Genomic DNA, 22,281 nt, shown 5'->3' on the forward strand with positions numbered 1-22,281 from the left:
GAGATCGGAGACATCGACATGCATTCATTCATCGCGAGCCGGATGCGCGGCGCACAGACGCTCGCCGGTTTGACAATCGCACTCGCGGCATGCGCATCGCACGCCGCGGACTGGATCGTGTCGGGCAACGACGGCAAGTATCAGCGCGTCGAGGGACGCGATACGTACCCGGCGAATGCTCAACCAGACACGCTCACGCTCCTCGACGCCAGCCGCTTTCCGCCTCAGGTCAAGGTTCAGGCGGAGGTGGAGAACGGCATCCAGGGACCGCCGCAGGCGGTTGCAGTCACGCCGGACGCCGCCGTGGCGCTGGTCGGTGCGCCCACCCGCTACGACCGGACGGCCGGCAAGCTGCTGATGGATTCCTTTGTCCAGGTGGTCGATCTGCAGGCGTCGCCACCCGCCGTCAGCCGGCTCGAGGTCGGCAGCCATCCGCAGGGCATCGCCATCGACCGCAGCGGAAAGCTTGCGCTCGTCGCGTGCGTCGACGGCAGCGTGGCAGTGCTCGGCATCGACGGAAACCGCGTGACGCTGGTGGATACGCTGAAGATCGGCCAGAAGCGTCTGGCCGGCGTGAGCTTCACGCACGACGCAAAGCATGCGCTGGTTGCACTGCGCGACGAGCAAGGCGTCGCCGTGCTGAACATCGCGGACGGCCACGTCACCGATAGCGGCGTGCGCCTGTCGAGCGGCGTGGCGCCCTATACCGTCGACGTATCGAGCGACGGCAAATGGGCCGTCGTGAGCGACGTTGGCCTCGCCGGCCTGCCCGCCTACGTGGGCAAGCTCGCGGGCGACGCCGACACCATCACCCTCATCGACGTGTCGCACGAGCCGTTCCGCGCGGTTCAACACATCACGGTGCCGTCGTTGCCCGAGGGCGTGGCGATCTCGCCCGATGGCAAGTGGATCGGCGTACAGGCCATGGACGGCTCGAACCTCACGCCGGACAACCCCGGACGCCATGCGCGCGGCAAGGTTCTTCTTTTCGCGATCCGCAACGGCCAGGCCGTGAAGATGTCCGAGGCGCCGGGTGGAGAAGCTGCGCAAGGCATCGTCTTTACCGCCGACAGCAAGTATCTGATCGTGCAGTTCAACGTCGAGAAGCAGCTCGCCATGTTTGCGGTGAACGGCGGCCATCTGCAGGACACCGGGCAGCGGATCGCGCTGACGGGCGGGCCTTCGTCGCTTCGTACGACCCCGCGCTGACCATCGTCGACTGAATACAACAGGGAAACAGCACATGCGCTTCATGCCTCACTCGATTCCGACGTTATGCGGCTCGCTCGCCGGCCAGCCGTTCACGTTCAACGTCAAGGTGCACAACGCGGCTTATCGGGCGCTAGGCGTCGACTACACATTCGTGAGCTTCGGTGTGGAGGATGCCGCCGGCGCGATAAACGCAATGCGCACGCTCGGCATTCGCGGATTGAACGTGACGATGCCGCACAAGCAGGCCGTCATTCCCTACCTCGACGCACTCGACGAAACGGCGCGCGAAATCGGCGCCGTGAACACGATCGATAACCGCGACGGCCATCTGACCGGCTACAACACCGACTGCACGGGCGCGGTGCGCGCGCTCGAGGAAGTGACGCCGCTAACGGGCCGCCGCATCGCCCTGCTCGGCGCGGGCGGCGCGGCACGCGCGATCGCCTGGGGCGTACAACGCGCCGGCGCGGAAGTCACCGTATTCAACCGCACCGCGTCGCGTGGAGAAGAGCTGGCCCGCCACTTCGGTCTTGCTTTCGGCGGCGACCTGAATGATTTCGATGCGGACAAGTTCGACGGCGTGGTCAATGCGACGGCCGCCGGCTTCCGCGCGCCTGACGTCAATCCGCTGAAGCCCGAACAACTTGCGCCGCATCTGTTCGTGATGGACGCGGCGTTTATCCCCGTGCGAACCAAGCTGATTCGCAACGCCGCTGAGCTTGGATGCCGCGTCGTCGACGGAACGCGGATGCTGCTGCATCAATTCTGCGGCCAGATCGAACTGTACACCGGCAAGCCTGCGCCGCTCGATACGATGAGCGCGGCCTTGCTCGACGAGATTGCACGCGTGGGCTAGCGCGCCGCGGGTTCCGTCCAGATGAAAGCGCGTATCGCTCGCGCGACCCGGCACCTCGCGCAAGACGAGAGCGGAATCGCCGATGCAAAGCTGGCGATGAATGGCGACAAGTCGTGCTCGCCTGCAGCAAACAGGAGCGGACCGTTCGGGTCATGAGTGACCAGAATGGCATCCCTATTGAAGGAGACATGATGAAACATCAGCAAACCGTTGCGACAGACCCGCGCGACACGGGTCATGCCGCCGGCGTGCGCGCCGGTGCCGGCAGGCACGAAGTCACGAACGCCGACCTGTATCGCGCCGCATGGGCGGCGTCGCTCGGCAGCGCGCTCGAATATTATGACTTCGCGCTGTACAACCTCGCGTCGGCGCTGATCTTCGGGCCGCTCTTCTTTCCGTCCAGCACGCCGGCCATCGGACTGATTGCAAGCTTCGGCGCGTACTTTCTGGGCTTCGCCATCCGGCCGGTGGGCGGCATCATCTTCGGCACGCTCGGCGACCGTTATGGCCGCAGGTTCGTCCTGATGGCGACGATCCTGCTGATGGGCATCGCAAGCACGCTCATCGGCGTTTTGCCCACCTATGCGTCCGCGGGCATCTGGGCTCCGATACTGCTCGTAGGATGCCGCTTGCTGCAGGGATTGGGCGCCGGCGCGGAACAGGCAGGCGCTGCCGTATTGATGGCCGAGTACGCGCCGGCCAAACGTCGCGGCTACTTCGCTGCGTTGCCGTTCATGGGTGTGTTGCTTGGCACAGTGATGGCGGCTGCGATCTACTTCGCGCTGGTCCGCGTCGAGGACCTTTCGCAAAGCTGGCTGTGGCGTGTGCCGTTCCTGCTGAGCGCTGTCATCATTGCGGTGGCAATCTGGATCCGGCTGAAGCTCAAGGAGTCGCCATCGTTTGCCAAACTCGAAGCGCGCAGCGAGGTCAACGACAATCCGTTGAAGCACCTCATGCAGCATTCGAAGCCGACACTTCTCAAGGTCATCGGCATGCGCATGGCCGAGAACGGGGGCTCGTCGATCTATCAGTCGCTCGCTATCAGCTATATCGCGACGGCGACCGGCCTCAAAGGCCAGATCGGCCCGGTCGCCCTGCTGCTCGCCGGCGCCTCGGGGGCGATCATCATTCCGCTCGCCGGCATGGCGAGCGACAGGTTCGGGCGAATCCCCGTCTATCGCGCCTTCGCTTTCTATCAATTGCTGCTTGCCTATCCGACCTGGTGGGTGCTGAGCCTGGGCAACGCCACCGCCAGCGTTGTGATGTTGTGCGTCGCGTTGGCCGGCGTCTGGGGAATGTTCGCGACGCAGGGCGCGCTGCTGCCGGAGCTTTTTGGCGCGCAGCATCGCTATGCCGGCGTGGCGGTGGGACGCGAAGTCTCGGCCGTCATCGCGGGCGGAGTGGCGCCGCTCATCGGCGCATCCATCATCGCCTGGGCGACGGTGCACTGGGGCGGACATGAGGGGACGATTCTGGCGTGGATTCCGCTTGCCAGTTACGTCGCGATTCTCAGCTTGATTGGCGTGGTGACGACTTACTTCATACCGGAAACACGCGGGCGTGATCTCGATGATCTGCATGACGCAGCCGACTCGCCAATGAAAGGTGTTCGATAAAGAGTTCTTCGCCTGCCCCAATTGGCCTTAGCGTGTGGATAAAGATGCGCCCAGCGTCTTCGAGGGTCTCGCAGTTAGGTGCACACGCGTGGTTCAGCCATCGCGCGCTATTGCCGCCGCGACTGCCGTCGATCACCCGTCCATCCGACAGGCCAAAGAGAAACGTATGTCCGGCGACACCTTCGCGCCGATGCCGGCGCACTGCTTCCCGCCAGGCCGTGACTTCAGCTTTGTATTCGAGCACGCGTTCGCCCGCTGCGAGCGGCATCAATGTGCACACCGGCCTGACGACGATCCTTGTCCGCAGTTCAGTCCTGCGGCTTCTTCTTATGCGAACGCCAGTGGAAATCCGGAGGGACCGGGTCAGGAAATGTTCCGTTGCGGCGTTCGATGTAGTCGAGATTTCGAGCGAAACGGGCAGGTGCTTCCCGCTGCCGCCGGCCGGCCCTTGGCTTCGAAGTCGTCCAGTTGAAGCAGCAGACTATCCAGCGCACAGAGTTGGCCGCGCGTGAGGTGAGTCGCATCCAGAAGCTTGTGAAGCCGCCCGCGCCAGTATTCCGCTGGCAGGATTGGCCCGCCGAGGTCTCCTACCAGTGACGGCACCATCACGCGTGCAATATGCGCGATGTCCTGGTCAAAGAACATACCCATGTGCGCCCCCGTATCTGCTTTTGGCCCACGATCTATTGCTTTATGTCTGATAAATACTGTAGGCCACTTTTCGCGGTATGCCAACTATCGGGGATAGCTGGTGGCAATTCTCCAATAACCATCTCGCGAGTCGTATTGGGTAGTTTGGCGAGCGTTGGCACGCTGTTCAGCGGCCCGGATATTCACCGTCCCGCTTGTCGCCATGACCTAAAATACAGGCATGATCGCGACAAGCAAGGAGACGGCCATGGGCGAGTCAATTTCGGGGATGTTGTTTGGGGTGATCGTCCTGATCGTGGCTGCCATCCTGGTTGCGGAGCACTACAGACGCGAACATCACAGGAATCAGCAACTTCGCTGGCTGGACACACACCCTATACGCGACTGGTTACACCGCAGGCCTTGACGCAGGCAGGAACGAAAAGCCCCGCGCGAAGCGGGGCGGATCAGGCGAAACCGGTTAATGGCAGCGGTTTTGCCAGTGGCCGTGTACCTTCACTTTGTGACACACGCGATGATGTTGATGATCGTCGGCGTGTGCAGGTGCGACTGCGCTGAGGGTTACAACTACTGCTGCGAGCGCGAGAAATTCTTCAACCTTTGTATGGTTCGATTGATCTCGCTAATTCCGCGGCTCGTAGCATCGATCAAGTTGGCTCGCTGAAACAGGTCTAGCATCATGTACTCTCCGCAACGGTTGTGAATGGTTCGAGAGTTCAATGTACTGGCCTTGAATTAGATTTCAATTAGCGTCAGCTCGACTTCATAGAGGTACGCCGGGAAAACGGCGGCTGGCTAGCCCATGACGACGCCAAATGCATCGGCCGCAGGCCGCCCTGCGTAGCCTCAAGCTAATTCAGCGCTAACTGTGCGTGTTCATGATGGCCTCATCGAATCGGAGGACACGAACATCATGACGCTCCTAAGGATCACACGCATAGCCTTGCCCCTAGGCTTGCTCGCCATTGCGCTCACCGGCTGCGCGGTCATTCCGCCGACTGGCCCGTCTGTCGTCGCATTGCCGCCAAGTGGCAAACCGATAGGCGTTTTCCAGCAGGAAGACTACGCATGCAGGGACTACGCCTTCCGCTCGGACAATCGCGCCGCACCGGCTCACAGCGAAATACCGGACGGCGTCGGCAGCAGTGCGATCGGAACCGTGGGCGGAGCGGCGGCTGGCGCGCTGCTCGGCGCCGCGGCGGGAGACGCGGGCGTCGGTGCAGCGATCGGTGCGGGCGTGGGTCTGCTGTTTGGCGGTGCCGTCGGTACAAACGGTGCGCAAGCCACCTCGGCCGGTCTGCAGGCGCAGTACAACGCAGCCTACGCGCAATGCATGGCCTCAAAGGGCAACAGTATTTCTCAACCAGCCGTCTATTCGACGGTTCCGCTCGCGTACGCACCGAGCGCCGTGGCTTACGGCTACCCGTGACGCTTCGGCTACGGGTCTTATCGATTTTCCCAGTTCATTTTCTTCTTGCTCTGCCGCGTGATGATGCGGCTAGGGATCACGAACAGCGAAAGCCCGCTGTCGTGGCTTAGTTACCCGTCTATGAGGTACTCAGAATGTTCACGAAGATTCTCGTTGCAGTCAGTGCCAGTTCCACCGACACCGTCCTGACGTCTGCCATTGAAGCCGCGCGAAAGTACGACGCACATATTGTCGCACTCCATGTAGTCGACCCAACGCCCTGTTATCTGGGCGTCGCCGACTGTAACTTTGGCCTGATCGTCGAGGCAATGACGGAACATGGACGCAAAGTGGCCACGCATGTCAGGAATGTGCTGGACAATCAAGCGCGTACAGCGGAAGTCCGCATGGTTACGCTGCCGGCGTCCGGGATGACGGTTGGTCGCGCGATCGCTATTGTTGCCGACGAGACAGGTGCTGACCTGATTCTTCTCGGCGAACGGAGTTCGTCCCCGTGGCGCTGGTTAAGTGAAGACGTGGCATCGGAGGTCGTACGCTGTTCCGGCACGCCAATCCAGGTCGCGGGCGAGCGGATCAACCCGAGGTCGGCGCATTGTGCCGGTGCACGTTGGGCTGATGCGTCTACCGTCCGCATCTGAAAATCGATGCATCTTCGCAAGGGCCGGCCGCTGAGCGTCTCCTCACGGCCGACTGAAAGCGTTGGCCGCGTCCACCGAACGTATACGCAATACCGAAGAACTCGTGGATGCCGCGATTGAGCACATGCAGCTCATTCATGACGCTGGTCTCAAGCTAAAGGCCGGGCAAGCCGCCAGAAAGCGACAGAAACCCAAGGCAGAGACGAGCGATTCGCTCTGAAAGACCGCTATTCTGTTTTTTCGGCGGCGGCACAAAGCTGGCCGGCTTTCAATGCCGCCGCTGCCTGGCAGCCCGCCGCCTTGCAAAGATTCGCGCATGGGGGCACCCACTTGCCTGCTCCAAGTAGGCACACACCGCAGAATCAGGTTGGATCGCGCATCGACCTGCGCTAATTTTCCCCTCATTTCCTTCGGCGAACATAGGTTATGCGAATCGACAATTCGCATCACTTAACCGAAAGGAAGCCCATCATGTTCTCGCTCTTCAACCAACCCGCACGTTCAACCGCCAACGGCGCTGGCCAGGTTCCCGCCAGTGAAATGACGACGCAATCGGCAGCACTCGACGCCGGCGATGAAAAGAAGTCCGCTGACCAGCCGGCAACTTATGAAGAAATGATTCCCTACTTAATGCTTGCGATGGTGACAGCCATCTGAGGTCAGGCGCGTGGCGGCAAGCGGCTTGGAAGACGACGCGCGCATCGGGTAACGCTGTGCCGGTGTTGATACTGACTGTCCGGCTCGCGTGGCCGCGCATTTGCCAGTCACTAGTACGTTGCGCGGGATGATTGCAGTGTGGGTGAAGCATCCGGCCTCCAAAGGCTATACCGCCTTTTTCAGCAAGTCGCTCAGGTCAACACCGTTCTTGGCTTCGGTCAGCAAGTGATCCGGCGTCGGGCCCTCACGAGTGAGATCGACGAGAGCCTGATTCAGATCCACATACGGCCGCATACGCTGTTCGTATGCAGCAAACGCCTGCGCCGGATCGTCCCATTGCCGAATCAGTTCGCAAGTGAGTACGAAAGCACCGACGAGCCCGAGGCTCGTGCCTTGGCCCGAGAAGGGGGATGCGCAGTGCGCTGCGTCGCCGGCAAGCACAACACGGCCTTTAGACCATGACGGCATGCGGATCTGCGCGAGCTCGTTGTAATAGAACTGATCGGTCGTCTTCATTGCGTTGATGAAGCGGGGAAATTCGCCCTTCAGGTGAGCGCACTGCCAGGCCACAAGCTGCTTTTGCGCCTCCGTATCGCTGCGGGACATCGCAGATCCCGGAGCCGCGAAGCCAACGCCAATCCGGAGTTCGCTCTTGTCGTGGCTTGGATAGATCACGTAGCCGATGCCCTCCTCCCGGTGGCCAAGTTGCCAATCGATCAGATTGATCAGGTTCGGCGTCGAAAAAAGGGCGAGAACTACGCCCAATGGGTGAACAAACGTGGATTCATCGTTGAAACACTGCTTGCGGACATTCGAGTAGATGCCGTCGGCGCCGATCAGGAGATCGAATTTCCGGTTCACGCCGCTCGCGAACGTCGCCGCCACGCCGTCGCCTTGATCATCGATCGCGCGAATGCTGTCGCCGTAGGCGAATTCGACGCGTTCGCTCATCGCGCCCATCAGAAGCTCGCACAGGTCATCGCGGAAAATTTCGATGTCGTCGCTGTCGAGCCGGCCTGCACTGAAAGTACGTTCTTCGGTGCGTTGTGTCTCGTTGCCGTCGGCATCAAGCATCGACATACCCTTCAGGCGCGTTCGCAACGCACGGGCGTCCTCGAGCAATCCCATCTCCTCGACGACCTTGAGCGCGACGCCCCGAATGTCGACGGCTTGGCCGCCCCGGCGAAATGCCGGGGCCTGCTCGATCAGCGTCGTGGCAAACCCCGCGCGGTCCAGCCAGTATGCCAGCGCCAGACCAGTGACGCCTGCACCGGAAATCAATACGTTTCCGTTCATCATCAGCACCGTCGTTATCTTTAATGCAGGAATACTATACGCTGAGCTCGTGTTTTGAAACTCGCGTTCGATGGCCTTGGCAATTAAAGCGAGCTCTCGCTATAGCGTGTCTGTCGCGTCTACTAGGTGAGCATTAGAAGATGCACCCCGTCGATGACGATGAGAATCGGGTCGGCCATTTCGCGTCTCCATTCGCGGGATCGGGGACGTGCTGGGTGCCGTAAAAGTGTTGGTGGCATGAGCGTGCATGCTCACTCTGACCTAGTTCTTCGCGCTTACCATAGTTTTATGGGTCGCAGCGTCCCCCGACCCTGATCGAAGCTTAGCGTCTCGCAGGAGAATCTTCATGAACGCCCTTTTTCGCTCCACACTACTTGCCGCTATGGTCGTCTTGCCCGCTGAGGCGTTCGCGCAATCGATCGTGCAGGTCGACGAGACCCAGGTTGAGACGATCGCGTATGCGAATGTCGGTCCGGTTTCCGCGCCGGCGCAGGTCCACACCAACCCGGCGAACGACTATGCCGGCACGCTCGCGGGCACACTTTCAGACACTGAATTCAATCCCGCCACTGACCTGGGGTTGAAGTCGATTTACGTCCGTCACTAACATGGCTTCCCCGGTACCCAAGCTGACCGCTGTCTTCCTCATTCGACGCTCATAGTCGATCAATACACTTGACGTGTTACGTCGACGATCATCGAGTCAAGGGCATCCCCATGAATACGCCGCTAAGATCCGCAGCACTCGCGATTACCTTGGCGTGTGCCGCACTATCGACCATCGCTCACGCGCGAACCGAGAGCTATCCGCATGAAGCGGCGTGCGTAGCGCCACCCGCGACGTCCTCGATCTATGCAGGTCATCGCGAACAGATCGCGGACACTCAGCGCGGCCCACTCGCCTATTACCGGTTCGGTCATGGCAGCCCGCTTCTGCTCGTCACCGGATATCGCGCGACGATGTCCGAATGGGACGCAACGTTCCTCGCCGAACTCGTGAAACATCATGACGTCATCGTCTTCGACAACCGCGGTATCGGACGTTCAATGCCCAATGCGTCGAGCTTCACGATCGACGACATGGCAAGCGATACCGCCGCATTGATCGACACGCTGGCGTTGAAGCACGCGACGGTGGTCGGATGGTCGATGGGCGGCTCGATCGTGCAGCAACTCGCGATCGACAAGCCTCAGGCGATCGGCAAGATGGTATTGATGAGCGCTTTGGCGCCAGGCCGAACCGGCATCCCGGCGCCCGCGGACATCCTGATGCAACTGTCGGGTAAGCCTGGCATCACGTTCAACGACATCATGGCCGTTCTGTTCCCGGCACCGAGCGTGCAAGGCGCCGAGCGGTGTTTCGTCAAAGATATGTTCAAGCCGTCCGACTACCAGTCGCCCGCCATTTCCGGCGCGGCCACGGATGGTCAATCTGCCTCGCTGAAAGCTTGGGAAACGGACGATACAGCCGCTGACGCGCTGCGCTCGGTGCATATCGATACGCTAGTGCTCTCGGGCACCGACGATGCCATCGTCGCCAAAGAGAACGCCGCAGCGCTCACACGCTTATTGCCCCATGCCCATCTTCTGCTGGTTAAGCACGCAGGACACGCGATGATGTATCAATACCCGGTCGCGCTGGCGCGTGCGATCGATTCATTTGCGCGTCACTGATGTGCTGCAATTGAAGCCGCGAAAACCGGCGACGACACGATCCTGGTGGGCAGCCAGCCCGACTGCAGCTCTCCCCCGACGCAAGGCGCTACTGACGGGCACGGGCAAGCTAACCGACTGGTGCCGCGCATGTCGATCACCGATTCTCCGACATCACCGACATCACCGACCAGCCAAGACCCTCGACGTTCCGGATTAAGGGTTGAAAGCAATACGGTCGCAGACGATAAGGATGCAGTCCGCCGAACGCTTGATCTGCTCGTGCACGCTAAACCGGATCGACGCGCCTGATCGTGCCGACGACGAACGCGTAGCTGACAATCGCGAGCAGTGCGTGAGCGCCGACGAATATGAGCGCGCCATTGAACGAGTGCATCGTCTGGACCAGGAAGCCGATGGTAATCGGCGTGGTGATACCCGCGAGGCTGCTAAAAGTATTGAACACCGACGCATTCAGTCCTGCCGCGTTCACCGGTGAGGTATCGGCGATGACCGCCTATCCGAGCGCGCCGAAGCCCTTGCCGAAGAAAGCCAGTGCCATGATCGCCACGACGAGCCAGTCCGCGCTGACGTAGTTGCACACGATGATGGCGACCGTCATCGGCGCCGCACGCAAGATTTCACACAACGCAGGTGGCCGCTCGATGTCGATCTCGGCGAAGGGACAACCGGAAACGCAGTCGAACGCCGAGGTCCGCTGCGTCAGCCAGATTCCGTCGCTGCTGGGCGAAGGTCCGCTCTGGTCGCCACGTGACGAGGCGCTCTACTGGGTCGACATCCTGACTCCCGCGATTCATCGCTTCGACGTGGCGACGGGTAAAGATACCGAAACGAAGCTCGGCTCGATGGTCAGCCTCGTCATTCCGAAGGCAACCGGCGGACTGCTGATCGCGACGCCCAACGGCCTGATGACGATAGATGACAGCGGCACGCTGACGCGGCTGTCCCACCCCGAGGCTGATCGGCCCGGCAATCGCTACAACGACGGCAAATGCGACCGCATGGGCCGCCTGTGGGTCGGCACGATGGACATGGGCGCGGCGCCCAACCGCGGCAACCTGTTCAAGGTCGACCCCGACGGCTCATGGATCAAGATGGACACCGGCTTCACGGTGGCGAACGGTCTCGGCTGGAGCCCGGACAATACGCGCATGTATTTCACCGATTCGCACCGTAAGCTCGTGTTCCAGTACGACTTCGACTTCATCAACGGCACGATCAACAATCGCCGGCCGCTGATCTCGTTCGACGCGTCGGCAGGCTCGCCCGACGGTCTCACGGTCGATGCGGAAGGCTGCCTGTGGGTCGCCATGTGGGACGAGTGGTGCATCGCTCGCTTCGACCCGGAAGGCCGGGAGATGACGCGTGTCCGAATACCGGTGCCGCGTCCGACCAGCTGCTGCCTCGGCGGTCCCAACCTCGACATCCTGTATGTCACGAGCGCGCGCGTGCGGTTCGCACAAGATGTGCTCAAGAGCGCCCCGCTTTCAGGCTCGCTCTTTGCCGTTCAGATCCCTGGTGTACGCGGAATACCCGAGACCATTTTTGCGGGCTGAAAAGCAACGGTATACGCCGAATTCAGCCCCACCGCCTTCGACTCGCGCATTCTCGCATTCTCTCGTCCCACCGTTGCGGACAAACCTTCGGGGTCTTCGACGAGGCAACCAGTCTGTAGCGGAGGAGCGCGAGTTCTATCCGCCGAGCCGGATCGGGGCTCCGAATCTGACGTGCCCACTCTAACTTCCAGTATGGTTCGCCACGATAACGGGGGGGCGCGATGCGCTATCGCACCACATCCGCTTTGCGAGGGCCCTGCGACTCGTTCCCGCACCGTCATAAGCCGTAAATTGCGCAATTCAATGTCTCGCTCCAGAGTGATCTTCGCCGGTTAACACTGACCTGATTCTGAAGTTCTACGATACACGGGACTACTGGCTCAGATCCGCATCGCCGGCTTTCACCTCTGGTCGCGGATCCTGAGAATCTCGCATTCCTCGCGAGAGCCAGAGACCCGTCGATTGTTTCGCTTGTCCGGACCGGTCCGGTTTTGTCTGCTGGGAAGTACTGTGGCACCAAATGGTGTCGGCGGAGGCAAACAGAAGTGACTGTCGACGCTTCAGGCTCTAGCAGGTCTCATCGCTTCCGGGGAGGAAGTGAGTCTGTTGCAGAGAAACGCGTCGGCGCTAGGACTTTGTCCTCGCGGCCACACAGTCGGGCTAGACCGCACGGCGCGCCGCCTTCACATAGCTCGACATGAAAGTCCGTGTTCTGCCGTCCGGAAATACGATCGCGACCTGCTCGCCGCTCGCCAACGCGACCTCTCCCGCCCCGAACCTCGGCACGCGTACCGCGTCGCCCGGTGACCATGGATGCGGCTTCGACGATCGCTTCGATGCGTCCGCGTCATGCAACGTGTCGTCCACGGAGATCGACTGATCGGCCGGCGCGATTTGCGGTGGACTCATGCAGTTGTCGCATACGCCGCAGCGCTGCATCGACGGTGTATCGCCGTAGTACGTGAGGATCGCGCGCCATCGGCACTGGCCGGTCTGCGCGTAATCGATCATCTGTTGCAGCGTCTCCTTGTCATGGACGCTCATTGCTTCGAACTGTGCGGCGGCTTTCGCCACCGCATCATGCGCACTACTCTGCGCGCCATCGTGTGCCCGCAGACGATAGCGCCGCTGCCGGTCGCGGCCCGCGATACGCGCATCGACCAGCATGCCAAGCGCCACCTCCAGCTTGCCGCCGCCCACCCCGGGCATTGCGTCCTTGAGTTCCGCGAGCGTAACGCCTCCCGACGCTTCTTTGCAGCGTGCTGCGAGCGTGTCGTACAAACGCTGCGCCAGTTCGACGCTCGGATACCTGCCGGCGAGAAAGAACTGCTGAATGCGCCGGTCATTCAGGTCGAACAGCAGCACGCAGTCGGCGGGTTGCCCGTCGCGGCCCGCGCGGCCGGTTTCCTGGTAGTAGGCATCGAGGCTGCCTGGCATCTGGTAATGGACGACGAAGCGGATATCGGGTTTGTCGATGCCCATGCCGAACGCGTTGGTGGCGACCATTAGCCTGGTCCCGCCCGACATGAACGCTTCCTGGGCGGCTTCGCGCGCACCCGGCGTCAGCTTGCCGTGATAGCGCGACACGGACTCGCCCTCTTCCGCGAGCCAGGCGTAAATCTCCTCGGCGTCGCGTACCGTCGCTGTGTAGATAATGCCGGTCCCGGCGCTCGACGCGATCACTTCGCGCAACTGTTCATGCTTGGCCTGTGCGGCCCGCGCGGCACCGTCTTTGCCGCCGCCCACGCTGACCTGCACGACGCGATAACGCAGGTTTTCTCGCAACGTACCCGTGCGGACCACGCGCGGATCGCGCAATCCCAACGAACGGGCGATGTCGGCCAGCACGGGCGGGGTGGCAGTCGCGGTGAGCGCGAGCACTGGCGGTTGACCGAGCGCCTTGACAGCGTTGGCGATCTCAAGAAAGGCCGGCCGGAAGTCGTGCCCCCATTGCGACACGCAATGCGCCTCGTCGACCACCACCAGACCCACTTTATGTCCCGCGGCCGCCCGCAATACCGCCATGAATGCCGGCTGCGCCAGCCGCTCCGGCGTGACGAAGACGATGCCGCTCTCTCCATCCAGAATGCGCTGCAATGCCTCCCGTTCTTCGCGGCTGCGCAACGTGCTGTTCACCAGCGTACAGTCGACGCCCGCCGCCAGCAGTTTGTCCGCCTGATCCTTCATCAAGGCGATGAGCGGCGATACGACGAGCGTCGTGCCATCGAGATGGAGTGCCGGCAATTGATAGCAGAGGGATTTGCCGGCACCGGTCGGCATCGTCGCAAGTGTGTCGCGCCGTTCCAGCACACTGCGAATGATGTCTTCCTGGCCGGCGCGCAATAGGGCGATGCCGAATGTGTCACGCATCGTCTTGCGCATGCTGCGAAGCCGCTGCTCTAGCGTCATGTATCTTTGATTTCCGGTTGGCGTACGCGACCTGCTGTTGAGTTGCTGGATTTAAAGCGTCGCGGTCTTGTCGCCCACCGATCTACTGCCCACCGCATCGAGCTTGCCTTGCAACTCCGCCTTGCGTTTCGCCATCTTTTCGCCGAGTGCACTGAGATTGCATTGCGACTTGCGCAGTTCCGGGAAGAGCTCTTTCTCTTCTTCCTCGACATGATGGCCTACCATCTCACTCATCACTTTGAAGGTCGCATCGAAGCCCTTGTCGCCCGCTTTCAGCGTCTCAAACTTCGCGATCAGCGTCTTGACGAGGAAGTGCTCGATATACGCTTCTTCGACGTCGATCTTGTCGCTGTCAGGCAATGCTTCCTGTGCGGCCGGATAAAGCAGCTCTTCTTCGAGCAGCGTGTGGATCGATAGCTCTTCGCAGGCGCGCTGCGCGAGCGCCGCCTTCGCGTCGAGGTCGTCGTCGGCTTTCCCGAACGCCTTGAACAGTTTTTCGACTGCACGATGCTCCGCTTCGAGAAAGGCCAGTGCATCGTGCGAGCCGGATCCGGTCTCTGTCTTGTCCTGTGTCGTCGCTTCCATGCTGATCTCCTCGGTCATGCGATTGGCTGCTACGGTTGAATGCAGCGGCAGAACGCTACTTCGAGCAACCCCCATGCCCACTGACGGACTGGCTGGTACGCAGAGTCGGGAAGCGAAATCTGAACTACGGACGAGACGAACCGCGATCCGGCGTCAGTAGCGCCAACACAAACGCTCACCACAGGCGGCACCGGCAGTCGCGATTTTTGGCGCGGCGGCGGCTGTCTCGTGCGAGACGCGGCCGGGCACGAGCGGCACAGAAAATGCGTCCCACGCAGACGTTTTACCCCGCAAGGCGTCGGCGTGATGCCGAATGCGTCGGCATCGAGACGATGCTGGTAACGACCAGGTCATGGAGGCTGTCAATGAACAACACAAGAAATCCAGCGGACTATACGCTGGCCACGAAAGATCCTGCGCTGCTAGTCCGTCAACACGGGGCCGCGGTCTCATGGGGAGCCGTGTTCGCTGGCGGCGTCGGTGCGGCCGCGTTCGCGCTCATCCTGCTGAGCTTGGGCACGGGCCTCGGCCTGACGTCGATCTCCCCGTGGTCATCGGGGACCTCGAATGCAAAAGCGTTCGGCTTTGCGGCTGTGGTGTGGATATGTGTCACCTCGATTCTCACGTCGGGATTGGGCGGCTATCTGGCGGGACGGCTACGCAGCCGCTGGCTGGCAGTCGACGCCGATGAAATCCACTTCCGGGACACGGCGCATGGTTTCCTGAGCTGGGCCCTGGCGACGCTCTTCACGGCCGCCATCCTGACATCGGCCGTATCGGGCATTGTGCGGGCCGGCGCGCAGACCGCCGCGACAACGGCCGTGGCAGGCGGTTCCGTCACGATGGGGACGATGCAACGCGGCAATGCACAGGCGGCAACGAACACGTGGCCGCTCGGCTACTTCGTCGATTCACTATTCCGGATGCCCGTCGGTTCGTCGCTCGCCGCACCCGCGACCGCCGCAGGCACCGATGAGACGGCGCGCGCGGAAACCGCGCGGATCTTCCTTAACAGCGCGGCAACGGGCGATCAGTTGTCGCCGGAGGACACTGCCTATCTAAGCCAGCTTGTTGCGCAACATACTGGCCTTACGCCAGAAGCTGCACAAGCTCGTGTGGTGACCACCTACACGCGCCTGTTGCAGAAAATCACTGCCCTCGATGCGGCCGCTAAAGATGCCGCCGACAAGGCGCGCAGAGTCACAATCGGCGCATCGTTGTGGCTATTCGTCTCGCTTCTGATGGGCGCATTTTCTGCGAGCCTGATGGCAACTCATGGCGGCCGCGTACGCCAGCTCTGATTGAAACTTCAATTCATTTACCGAAGGAGGTGTTTATGCGCTCAATTCTTCTTTATATGCTCGGGGTACCCATTCCCATCATCATTCTGATCGCACTGTTCTGGCATTAGGCGCCGCCATGCCGCCGATCGCCGGGTGTGTCCTGGCGTTCGGCGCAGTGAACTTCGGAAAGTAACGGGCGCGGCGCAATCGAGCGCGTCGCGCCGTTTTGACTCTGCGTTAATGTGGACCAACCGGGTCCGGGCCTGGATCGGTCGGCCCAAGCTCCGCGGTGGCTGGCACGGCCTGAGAGCCATCGACTGCTTTCTGGCCGAGCACCTCGAAGTTCATGCCTTCGAGCTGGTTTAGCTCGGCAGGCTTGCGGCACACGGCGTTGAAACCAACCTCCTTCATTTCACGGATGTAGTCGGCGGTATCGAACGCGGTGAATGCCAGAAGGGGAATCTTTTCGGTCGCCCCGATTCTCCGGGGCGCCGCTGCAACACCAATGCCGGATAGGCCGGGCATGGCGACATCCAGAACAATGCAGTCAGGTATCCACGCCTTCGCTTCCCTCAGGGCGTCCGACCCGTGGTAGACGGTTCGCACGCTCATGCCGCCGGCTTGCAGGTATGCGCTCAGAGCGTCTGCTGACGGGTGCGAATCGTCGACGACAAGCACGCGGACAGGCGCGCCGTTTTGAAGGCGCCTGCGCTGACTTCCGGTCGGATCATCCAGGCATTCTAGGTTTTCGAAATTCGGGTTCATGGGTTTGCTCTCGCTGGTGGCGCATTGACATCGAACTGCTGCCAACGGCGAGCGCAACGACCGTTCCCACACCCGGATCCGTCCGTCAACTCGATTTAAGTGAATGACCAGTTATGAAGCGACCTGACTGCTCCGCAGCCCGTACCGGAGCGCGTGGCAGCTAGCGGCTCTTCATTGGACAGCGTGGGACTCGAGAGCTGGCGCCGTGGCACGCCCCAAGCCTCACGCGTCCGACGCTCACGGAATCGAGCGCGGCACGTCCGTCGGCGGCCGCATCGATGCAATCCTAGTGCAAGTCGCTCCGGACATCGTCGGAAGAAAGCACCTTGCCCGAACTGTCCACGATCGCCACCCTGTCGGCACCGGCGACGGCTGGTTCCGTCATGACAAGCAGACTCGATCTGGCGATCCGCTCCTGACCGACGAATCCGGACGACGCGACGTCGGATATCTCCGCGAACGTCTGAAGCGAACTTCCGAAGTGCTCCTGCATCGCCGAGAAAAGCTCATTTCGCGTTTGAACGGCGATGTCTTCCACATGCCGCCAGTATGCAAAGGTCTTCGTGACCGCGGCCGGGAACTGCTGTGACTGAAGATCGATTACTTCGCTGACGGATTGGGCAGAAAGCGCCGCGTCGCCCAACGCCTGCTGCTCGGACAGTGAGGTTTTCACAGTCTGGACGTTCAATTCGACAACCTTCTCAATTCCGGCAAAGACCTCGTTAGTGCAGGCGAAGGCTGCTTTGACGGCCGTTTCACGTTGACGCGGGGAGAACTGGTTCATGGTATCGGGGTACATAAAGGCTCCGTTGTGGTGGGGCGCACACAGCGTTGTGGTACCGCATGCCGGGGACGACCTGTTCGCGCCACTCGCATTGCGCTAAAGATCAGACAGCTCGCCGTCGCCGGCATTGAGCTGCCGGCGACCTTGATTGCTACTGCTAGCGCTTTTATTTCGATACTGCTGCATCCTCACCGGCGCCCAGGTCGGCACCGGTGACCGGGTCGGTCCCCGGTGCGGAAGCCGTTCGCGATGCCATCGCACTCAACACCTCAACTTCTTTTTCGGAAACCTGAACGCTAGCGAGGCCGTCGCCGCCGTCGACTGCCGGCTCCGGCTTCTCGACGAACTCCCACCCCGGTCCTTCATTCCACGGACCGCGCGGCGCGTCGTCACCACTGGACATGTTGTAGTAGACGTTGGTGAATTCTGGAACGCCCGGCAACTTGCCTTGCGGGAAGTTTGGCTGGATCGAGTGCAACGCCTTCTCGAACGACTTCTGGTGTGCAATCTCCCGGGTCATCAGAAAGCCGAGGGCTTCCTGGATGCCCGGATCATCGGTCACATTGATCAACCGCTCGTAGACGATCTTCGCACGCGCTTCTGCGGCGATATTCGATCGTAGGTCCGCGGTCGGCTCGCCGATCGTGTCGATGTAAGCGGCGGTCCACGGCACACCCGCCGAATTCGTCAGCGCCGGGCCCCCACCGTAAAGCAGCGCCGTGGTGTGCGAGTCATTGCCGCCTCCCGTGAGCGAGCGGTAAAGCTCCGCCTCCTTCTCGACGCCTTCTGCAAGCTGACCTTTCGCGCCCTTGTTGAGCATCGCGACGATCGAACCGACGATTTCCAGGTGACTTAGTTCTTCCGTCGCGATGTCGAAGAGCATGTCGCGCCTGCCCGGGTCTTCCTCGCTTACCGCCTGCGTGAAATACCTACACGCTGCAGCCAGTTCGCCTTGCGGGCCACCGAACTGTTCGAGCAGAAGATTGGCAAGACCAGGGTTCGGGGCTGCTACACGGACGGTGTACTGAAGTCGTTTGTTGTGCACAAACATCGCATTTCTCCAAAACAAGATTGTGGGCTCCGCCAGAGTTCTTCGTGCCGCGAGCGGCGAAGGAACCTCGGACAGACGACGCCTGGTTGGAAAACCGGCTGTGCGGGCGATGACGAACGCATGTGCGGAATGCCCCGACCCTGGTCTCAGAGCAATTGCTCTGGCGTGATGTGCGCGCAGGAACGCAACGAGACACCTGCGCCTCCGACTTCGCATGCGTCGTGCCTGGGAGGTGACCTGTTCGAGTGGATCCTGGGCGGTCCCCCCAGGGATCGGACGCATGTGCCTATAGCGATATCTCTGCAATTTAGACCGAGGTGCTCCTATCGCACCCTGCGGACGGCCGCTAATTGCCAAGTTTGGATGGCCACTGATAGCCCCCGACGCGGCATTCCCCTTGCACGTAGGAAGGCGTCCCGATGCTCGGGACTAAATGGGCTTTGCATGCGGCTCGGACACGCGAGCCGTCTTTTTGCCTCGAAGCGACCACCGCAGGAAAGCTGGCGCAGGCGGCTAGCGGGCAAGAGCGCCGTTAAGAGCCGTTGCGCATCTGCGCACCCTTGACTTCACGGGCAATTAGATGAATGCCCGACCGTTGGCACGTGCGTTGCGCAGAACAGTCGCCGGTCAGCGCAAAAGGCGCACCGGAGGAACGGCAACCCACGCACGTAATCAGGCAAAACGATGAAATCGTGCCGCTTTTCAACCGCAGCCGGTCCGGGAGAGCACTATAAGGGAGTCTGCGCACGACTCACGGTGGCAGCGCTACCAGCCGCTGCGACTCAACAGCACGCAGACTTGCGGCGGCGCTAGGCAGCGCTAATCGTTCGCTGCGGGATCCGCGTCCCCACCAACGTCCGCGCCGTCGATTGCGGCGCGTCGACGCTGCTCTTCCGCCATTTCAGCCTCGACCAGACCCCGCGCCTTTCGCCAGTATTCGTCCGCGCAACCTTCCATGCTGCCGTCCTCCTGCCAGAGCGCATACGCCTTGGCCCGGATACGCTGCTCCGCCGTTTCCGCTTGCATCACAAAACTCCCCGGTCGCTGCCTGCTGTTCGGGGAAATATAGATCGTCTGCGTCGGACAGACACAAAATTTTTCAGGCGAAGGCTGGCTCGAGCAAGTAGTGTCCGCAAGTGAACCGCGGTCGCGCCCGTCGGATCGGCGGCTGGGACTATGACGACAACGGTTAACCTCTCTATGGCTGTCCAGACCACATCCGGGTTTCCTCAGGTCTGGGTTAAGCTTGGCATGCTCGCCCTCTGCAGGGCGGACCCTTACCGACCAGGTCGGCTTCTGCGGCTGATCGCATCGGCATCGTGAAGACGCACGACCGCGACGCGTCGAGGCGCCCAACGTTGCGAATGCGTCGACCGAACCGCCGCCGCGCACGTAGTCCCGGTCGTTAAACCTCACCGGCGCGGTTCCCCTACCACCACCGACTTTTCGACCAGCTTCTGGCGTTCGCTATCCATCGCCGCTGCAATCTCCGCACCGAGCAGAAATACCGCTGCGGAGAAGTAAAGCCACATCATCAGCACGGCAAGCGAGCCGGCCGCGCCGAACGAGTTTGCGGTGCCGGCATGCGCCAGGTAAAGTCCAAACAGTCGGCGCCCCACCGTGAAGAGGACGGCGGAAACTATTGCGCCTGTCATCGCATGGCGCAACGGGACATGGGCGTCCGGCAGCCAGCGCAGCATTGCTGTAAAGGCAGCGGACAGCACCACGATGCCGATGACGGCTTGCGCGATCTGGGCAGCCATCACCAAAGGCGATTCGCCAAACACCTGATGCCCGATATAGGTGATCGCCGCGTCGAGGACTAACGAAACAACCAGCAGGAATCCAACTCCGAGGACCAGCGCGAATGAGATAAGTCGCGCACGCACCAGCAGGGTAAGCCCGGCCACTCCGGCCTTTGGCTTTGTCGCGAAGACCACGTCAAGTGCGGTGTTCAACGAGCTGAATGTCGCGGACGCACCGATCACCAGCAGCAGCGTTGAAAGCACCGCTGCCAGGCCGCCTCCGCTTGCACGGTGCGCGTTCTCGACCACGGCCTGCATGGCGCCTGCGGCGTCGTTGCCCAGGATGTCGTGCACCTGCGCGAACAGTTTCCCGCGGGCTGCCGTCTCGCCGAAAAACCAGCCCGCGACGGTGAGGACCATGAGCAGGGTCGGGGCCAATGAAAACGCTGAATAAAATCCGATGCTGGCGGATAGCGTTGTGCATCGGTCCGCGAGAAACTGCCGGACTGCCGTGATTACTACACCTGCTATGTTGACAGTGTGGCCGTGCCGGGCCGCATGGTCTTGGGTCGGTTCACTCATGATCGGTCTCCTCACGTCGGCGCAAGTCGGCAGCCAATCATGGCCGCCGACATCCGATGCAAAGGGCGCAGACGGCGATGACGGAATTGCGGGCTCCGGAAGAAGCCGCACGATACGCCGCCGCAGCGCCATGCTAAGGCTTCAATACCACCTTGATGCAACCGTCTTCCTTGTCGCGGAACACCTTGTACATGTCGGGGCCTCTTTCGAGAGGCATGGTATGGGTGATCACAAAGGACGGATCGATCTGCCCCTCCACGATCCGTTGAAGCAGGTCATCGGTCCACCGATTGACGTGCGTCTGCCCCATCCTGAAAGTAAGACCCTTGTTCATCGCCGCGCCGAACGGGATCTTGTCGATGAGGGCGCCGTACACGCCGGGAATCGACAGCGTTCCCGCTGGCCTGCACACATAAATCATTTCGCGCAGCACATGCGGGCGGTCGGTCTCGAGCATCACGGCCTGCTTCGCCCGATCGTACATCGCGTCGATTGAGCGGGTCGCGTGCGACTCCATGCCGACCGCATCGACGCATTTTTCCGGCCCCTTGCCCTGGGTCAGTTCGTTCAGTCGCTCGACGACGCTCTCGTCCTGGAAGTTGATGGTGATCGCGCCTGCCGCATTGGCCATCGCCAAACGCTCCGGCACGCGGTCGATCGCCACGACCTGTTTTGCCCCAAGCAATATGGCACTGCGGATTGCGAACTGGCCGACGGGCCCGGCGCCCCAGATCGCGACCGTATCCGTTGGCTGGATATCGCATTGGATGGCGGCCTGCCAACCGGTCGGGAAGATGTCGCCAAGAAACAGTACCTGTTCGTCCGTCAGTCCGTCGGGAACCTTGACGGGGGTCACATCGGAAAATGGCACACGAACGTATTCCGCCTGGCCTCCGGGATAGCCGCCCGTCAGATGCGAATAGCCGAAGAGGCCCGCGGTAGCATGCCCGAATACTTTGTCAGCCTTTTCCTTGTTGCGATTCGACCGCTCGCACACCGAAAAATAGCCACGCTTACACTGGTCGCATTCGCCGCACGCGATGGTGAACGGAACCACGACCCGATCCCCCACTTTCAACTTTTTGTTATCTGCTCCGACTTCAACGACCTCGCCCATGAACTCGTGGCCCATCACGTCGCCCGACTCCATGGTCGGCATGAAGCCATCAAACAGATGGAGGTCAGAACCGCAGATCGCGCAACTCGATACTTTAATCACCGCGTCGCGCGGATGCTCAAGCGTCGGATCCGCGACCGTATCGTAACGAATGTCTTTCTTGCCATGCCAGCATAACGCTTTCATCTCTCGCTCCATCGTCAGGGAAGGCAGGGCCACGGACAGCGCGCCTTGCATGGTTGTCGCGCACGCACCGGCGCATCGGTGCCGGCACTACGGGCGCGCAAACACCGTGCCGCACAGCGGACAGGAGATCCGAGAGGGGTCCCGGACTCGGAACGGACTAGCTGCCAGAAGGTCAACGATGCGGGTAGC

20 protein-coding genes and 2 pseudogenes are annotated in these 22,281 nt (G+C 61.4%); 10 read left to right on the plus strand and 12 right to left on the minus strand.

What is annotated here, in order from left to right:
- Nucleotides 1–18 precede the first annotated feature (18 nt).
- The 3 genes from HHL24_RS28585 to HHL24_RS28595 all read left to right on the plus strand — a co-directional run bounded on the left by HHL24_RS28585 (nt 19) and on the right by HHL24_RS28595 (nt 3,684).
- Entirely contained in the window at nt 19–1,209 is a 1,191-nt protein-coding gene (locus HHL24_RS28585; RefSeq protein WP_169488704.1) for a YncE family protein, read from the plus strand.
- A gap of 34 nt (nt 1,210–1,243) precedes the next feature.
- The gene (gene aroE / locus HHL24_RS28590) at nt 1,244–2,068 is read left to right on the plus strand and encodes a shikimate dehydrogenase (protein WP_230417609.1); all 825 of its coding nucleotides are present in this window, start codon (nt 1,244–1,246) and stop codon (nt 2,066–2,068) included.
- Nucleotides 2,069–2,256: 188 nt separating this feature from the next.
- Nucleotides 2,257–3,684: an MFS transporter gene (locus HHL24_RS28595; RefSeq protein WP_230417610.1), complete on the plus strand. Its 1,428-nt coding sequence runs from the start codon at nt 2,257–2,259 to the stop codon at nt 3,682–3,684.
- Here the strand turns inward: HHL24_RS28595 and HHL24_RS28600 are convergent.
- Both HHL24_RS28600 and HHL24_RS28605 read right to left on the minus strand, forming a co-directional pair.
- A pseudogene (locus HHL24_RS28600) lies at nt 3,671–3,952 on the minus strand (SET domain-containing protein); the annotation flags it as partial. The gene HHL24_RS28595 and the pseudogene HHL24_RS28600 sit on opposite strands and share 14 nt — an antisense overlap.
- A 95-nt stretch (nt 3,953–4,047) precedes the next feature.
- A complete protein-coding gene (locus HHL24_RS28605) occupies nt 4,048–4,335 on the minus strand; it encodes a hypothetical protein (protein ID WP_230417611.1) in 288 nt (95 codons plus the stop codon).
- Nucleotides 4,336–5,245: 910 nt separating this feature from the next.
- Here HHL24_RS28605 and HHL24_RS28610 point away from each other — a divergent pair.
- The 3 genes from HHL24_RS28610 to HHL24_RS28620 all read left to right on the plus strand — a co-directional run bounded on the left by HHL24_RS28610 (nt 5,246) and on the right by HHL24_RS28620 (nt 7,059).
- Nucleotides 5,246–5,764, plus strand: coding sequence for a glycine zipper domain-containing protein (locus HHL24_RS28610; RefSeq protein ID WP_169488765.1), 519 nt, complete (start codon nt 5,246–5,248; stop codon nt 5,762–5,764).
- 134 nt (nt 5,765–5,898) lie between these two features.
- A complete protein-coding gene (locus HHL24_RS28615; protein WP_169488706.1) occupies nt 5,899–6,402 on the plus strand; it encodes a universal stress protein in 504 nt (167 codons plus the stop codon).
- A gap of 471 nt (nt 6,403–6,873) precedes the next feature.
- A complete protein-coding gene (locus HHL24_RS28620; RefSeq protein ID WP_169488707.1) occupies nt 6,874–7,059 on the plus strand; it encodes a hypothetical protein in 186 nt (61 codons plus the stop codon).
- Between the two features lie 165 nt (nt 7,060–7,224).
- Here HHL24_RS28620 and HHL24_RS28625 read toward each other — a convergent pair whose 3' ends face one another.
- On the minus strand, nt 7,225–8,358 hold the full coding sequence (locus HHL24_RS28625) for an FAD-dependent monooxygenase (protein WP_206003059.1): 1,134 nt from the start codon (nt 8,356–8,358) through the stop codon (nt 7,225–7,227).
- Between the two features lie 343 nt (nt 8,359–8,701).
- Here HHL24_RS28625 and HHL24_RS28630 point away from each other — a divergent pair, with 343 nt between their 5' ends.
- Nucleotides 8,702–8,962: a hypothetical protein gene (locus HHL24_RS28630; protein WP_169488708.1), complete on the plus strand. Its 261-nt coding sequence runs from the start codon at nt 8,702–8,704 to the stop codon at nt 8,960–8,962.
- 110 nt (nt 8,963–9,072) lie between these two features.
- Nucleotides 9,073–10,029, plus strand: a complete 957-nt coding sequence (locus tag HHL24_RS28635; protein ID WP_169488709.1) for an alpha/beta fold hydrolase — start codon at nt 9,073–9,075, stop codon at nt 10,027–10,029.
- A gap of 268 nt (nt 10,030–10,297) precedes the next feature.
- Here the strand turns inward: HHL24_RS28635 and HHL24_RS44170 are convergent.
- Nucleotides 10,298–10,630, minus strand: a pseudogene (locus tag HHL24_RS44170) (MFS transporter); the annotation flags it as partial.
- Nucleotides 10,631–10,673: 43 nt separating this feature from the next.
- Here HHL24_RS44170 and HHL24_RS28645 point away from each other — a divergent pair.
- Entirely contained in the window at nt 10,674–11,585 is a 912-nt protein-coding gene (locus tag HHL24_RS28645; RefSeq protein WP_230417614.1) for an SMP-30/gluconolactonase/LRE family protein, read from the plus strand.
- Nucleotides 11,586–12,245: 660 nt separating this feature from the next.
- On the opposite strand, the gene HHL24_RS28650 is transcribed toward HHL24_RS28645, so the two are convergent.
- Together HHL24_RS28650 and HHL24_RS28655 are read right to left on the minus strand one after the other, a co-directional pair.
- Nucleotides 12,246–13,994: a RecQ family ATP-dependent DNA helicase gene (locus HHL24_RS28650; protein WP_169488712.1), complete on the minus strand. Its 1,749-nt coding sequence runs from the start codon at nt 13,992–13,994 to the stop codon at nt 12,246–12,248.
- A gap of 51 nt (nt 13,995–14,045) precedes the next feature.
- Nucleotides 14,046–14,579 carry a hemerythrin domain-containing protein gene (locus tag HHL24_RS28655; protein ID WP_169488713.1) on the minus strand — a complete coding sequence of 178 codons (534 nt, stop codon included), beginning with the start codon at nt 14,577–14,579 and terminating at the stop codon, nt 14,046–14,048.
- Nucleotides 14,580–14,944: 365 nt separating this feature from the next.
- Between HHL24_RS28655 and HHL24_RS28660 the strand changes: the two genes are divergently transcribed.
- Nucleotides 14,945–15,880, plus strand: coding sequence for a hypothetical protein (locus HHL24_RS28660; RefSeq protein WP_230417612.1), 936 nt, complete (start codon nt 14,945–14,947; stop codon nt 15,878–15,880).
- Nucleotides 15,881–16,099: 219 nt separating this feature from the next.
- Here HHL24_RS28660 and HHL24_RS28665 read toward each other — a convergent pair whose 3' ends face one another.
- From HHL24_RS28665 to HHL24_RS28690, 6 genes are all read right to left on the minus strand, one after another.
- On the minus strand, nt 16,100–16,627 hold the full coding sequence (locus tag HHL24_RS28665; RefSeq protein ID WP_169488714.1) for a response regulator: 528 nt from the start codon (nt 16,625–16,627) through the stop codon (nt 16,100–16,102).
- Nucleotides 16,628–16,913: 286 nt separating this feature from the next.
- Nucleotides 16,914–17,426, minus strand: coding sequence for a phasin family protein (locus HHL24_RS28670; protein ID WP_169488715.1), 513 nt, complete (start codon nt 17,424–17,426; stop codon nt 16,914–16,916).
- Nucleotides 17,427–17,577: 151 nt separating this feature from the next.
- Nucleotides 17,578–18,462, minus strand: coding sequence for a manganese catalase family protein (locus HHL24_RS28675; protein ID WP_169488716.1), 885 nt, complete (start codon nt 18,460–18,462; stop codon nt 17,578–17,580).
- 819 nt (nt 18,463–19,281) lie between these two features.
- Nucleotides 19,282–19,488 (minus strand): DUF2934 domain-containing protein, encoded by a 207-nt coding sequence (locus tag HHL24_RS28680; protein ID WP_169488717.1) that lies wholly within the window; start codon nt 19,486–19,488, stop codon nt 19,282–19,284.
- Nucleotides 19,489–19,874: 386 nt separating this feature from the next.
- Nucleotides 19,875–20,789, minus strand: coding sequence for a YihY/virulence factor BrkB family protein (locus HHL24_RS28685; protein ID WP_169488718.1), 915 nt, complete (start codon nt 20,787–20,789; stop codon nt 19,875–19,877).
- Nucleotides 20,790–20,922: 133 nt separating this feature from the next.
- Nucleotides 20,923–22,092: a zinc-dependent alcohol dehydrogenase gene (locus tag HHL24_RS28690; RefSeq protein WP_169488719.1), complete on the minus strand. Its 1,170-nt coding sequence runs from the start codon at nt 22,090–22,092 to the stop codon at nt 20,923–20,925.
- Nucleotides 22,093–22,281 lie beyond the last annotated feature (189 nt).

The sequence above is a fragment of the Paraburkholderia polaris genome (genome assembly GCF_012927345.1).
GTDB lineage: Bacteria > Pseudomonadota > Gammaproteobacteria > Burkholderiales > Burkholderiaceae > Paraburkholderia > Paraburkholderia polaris.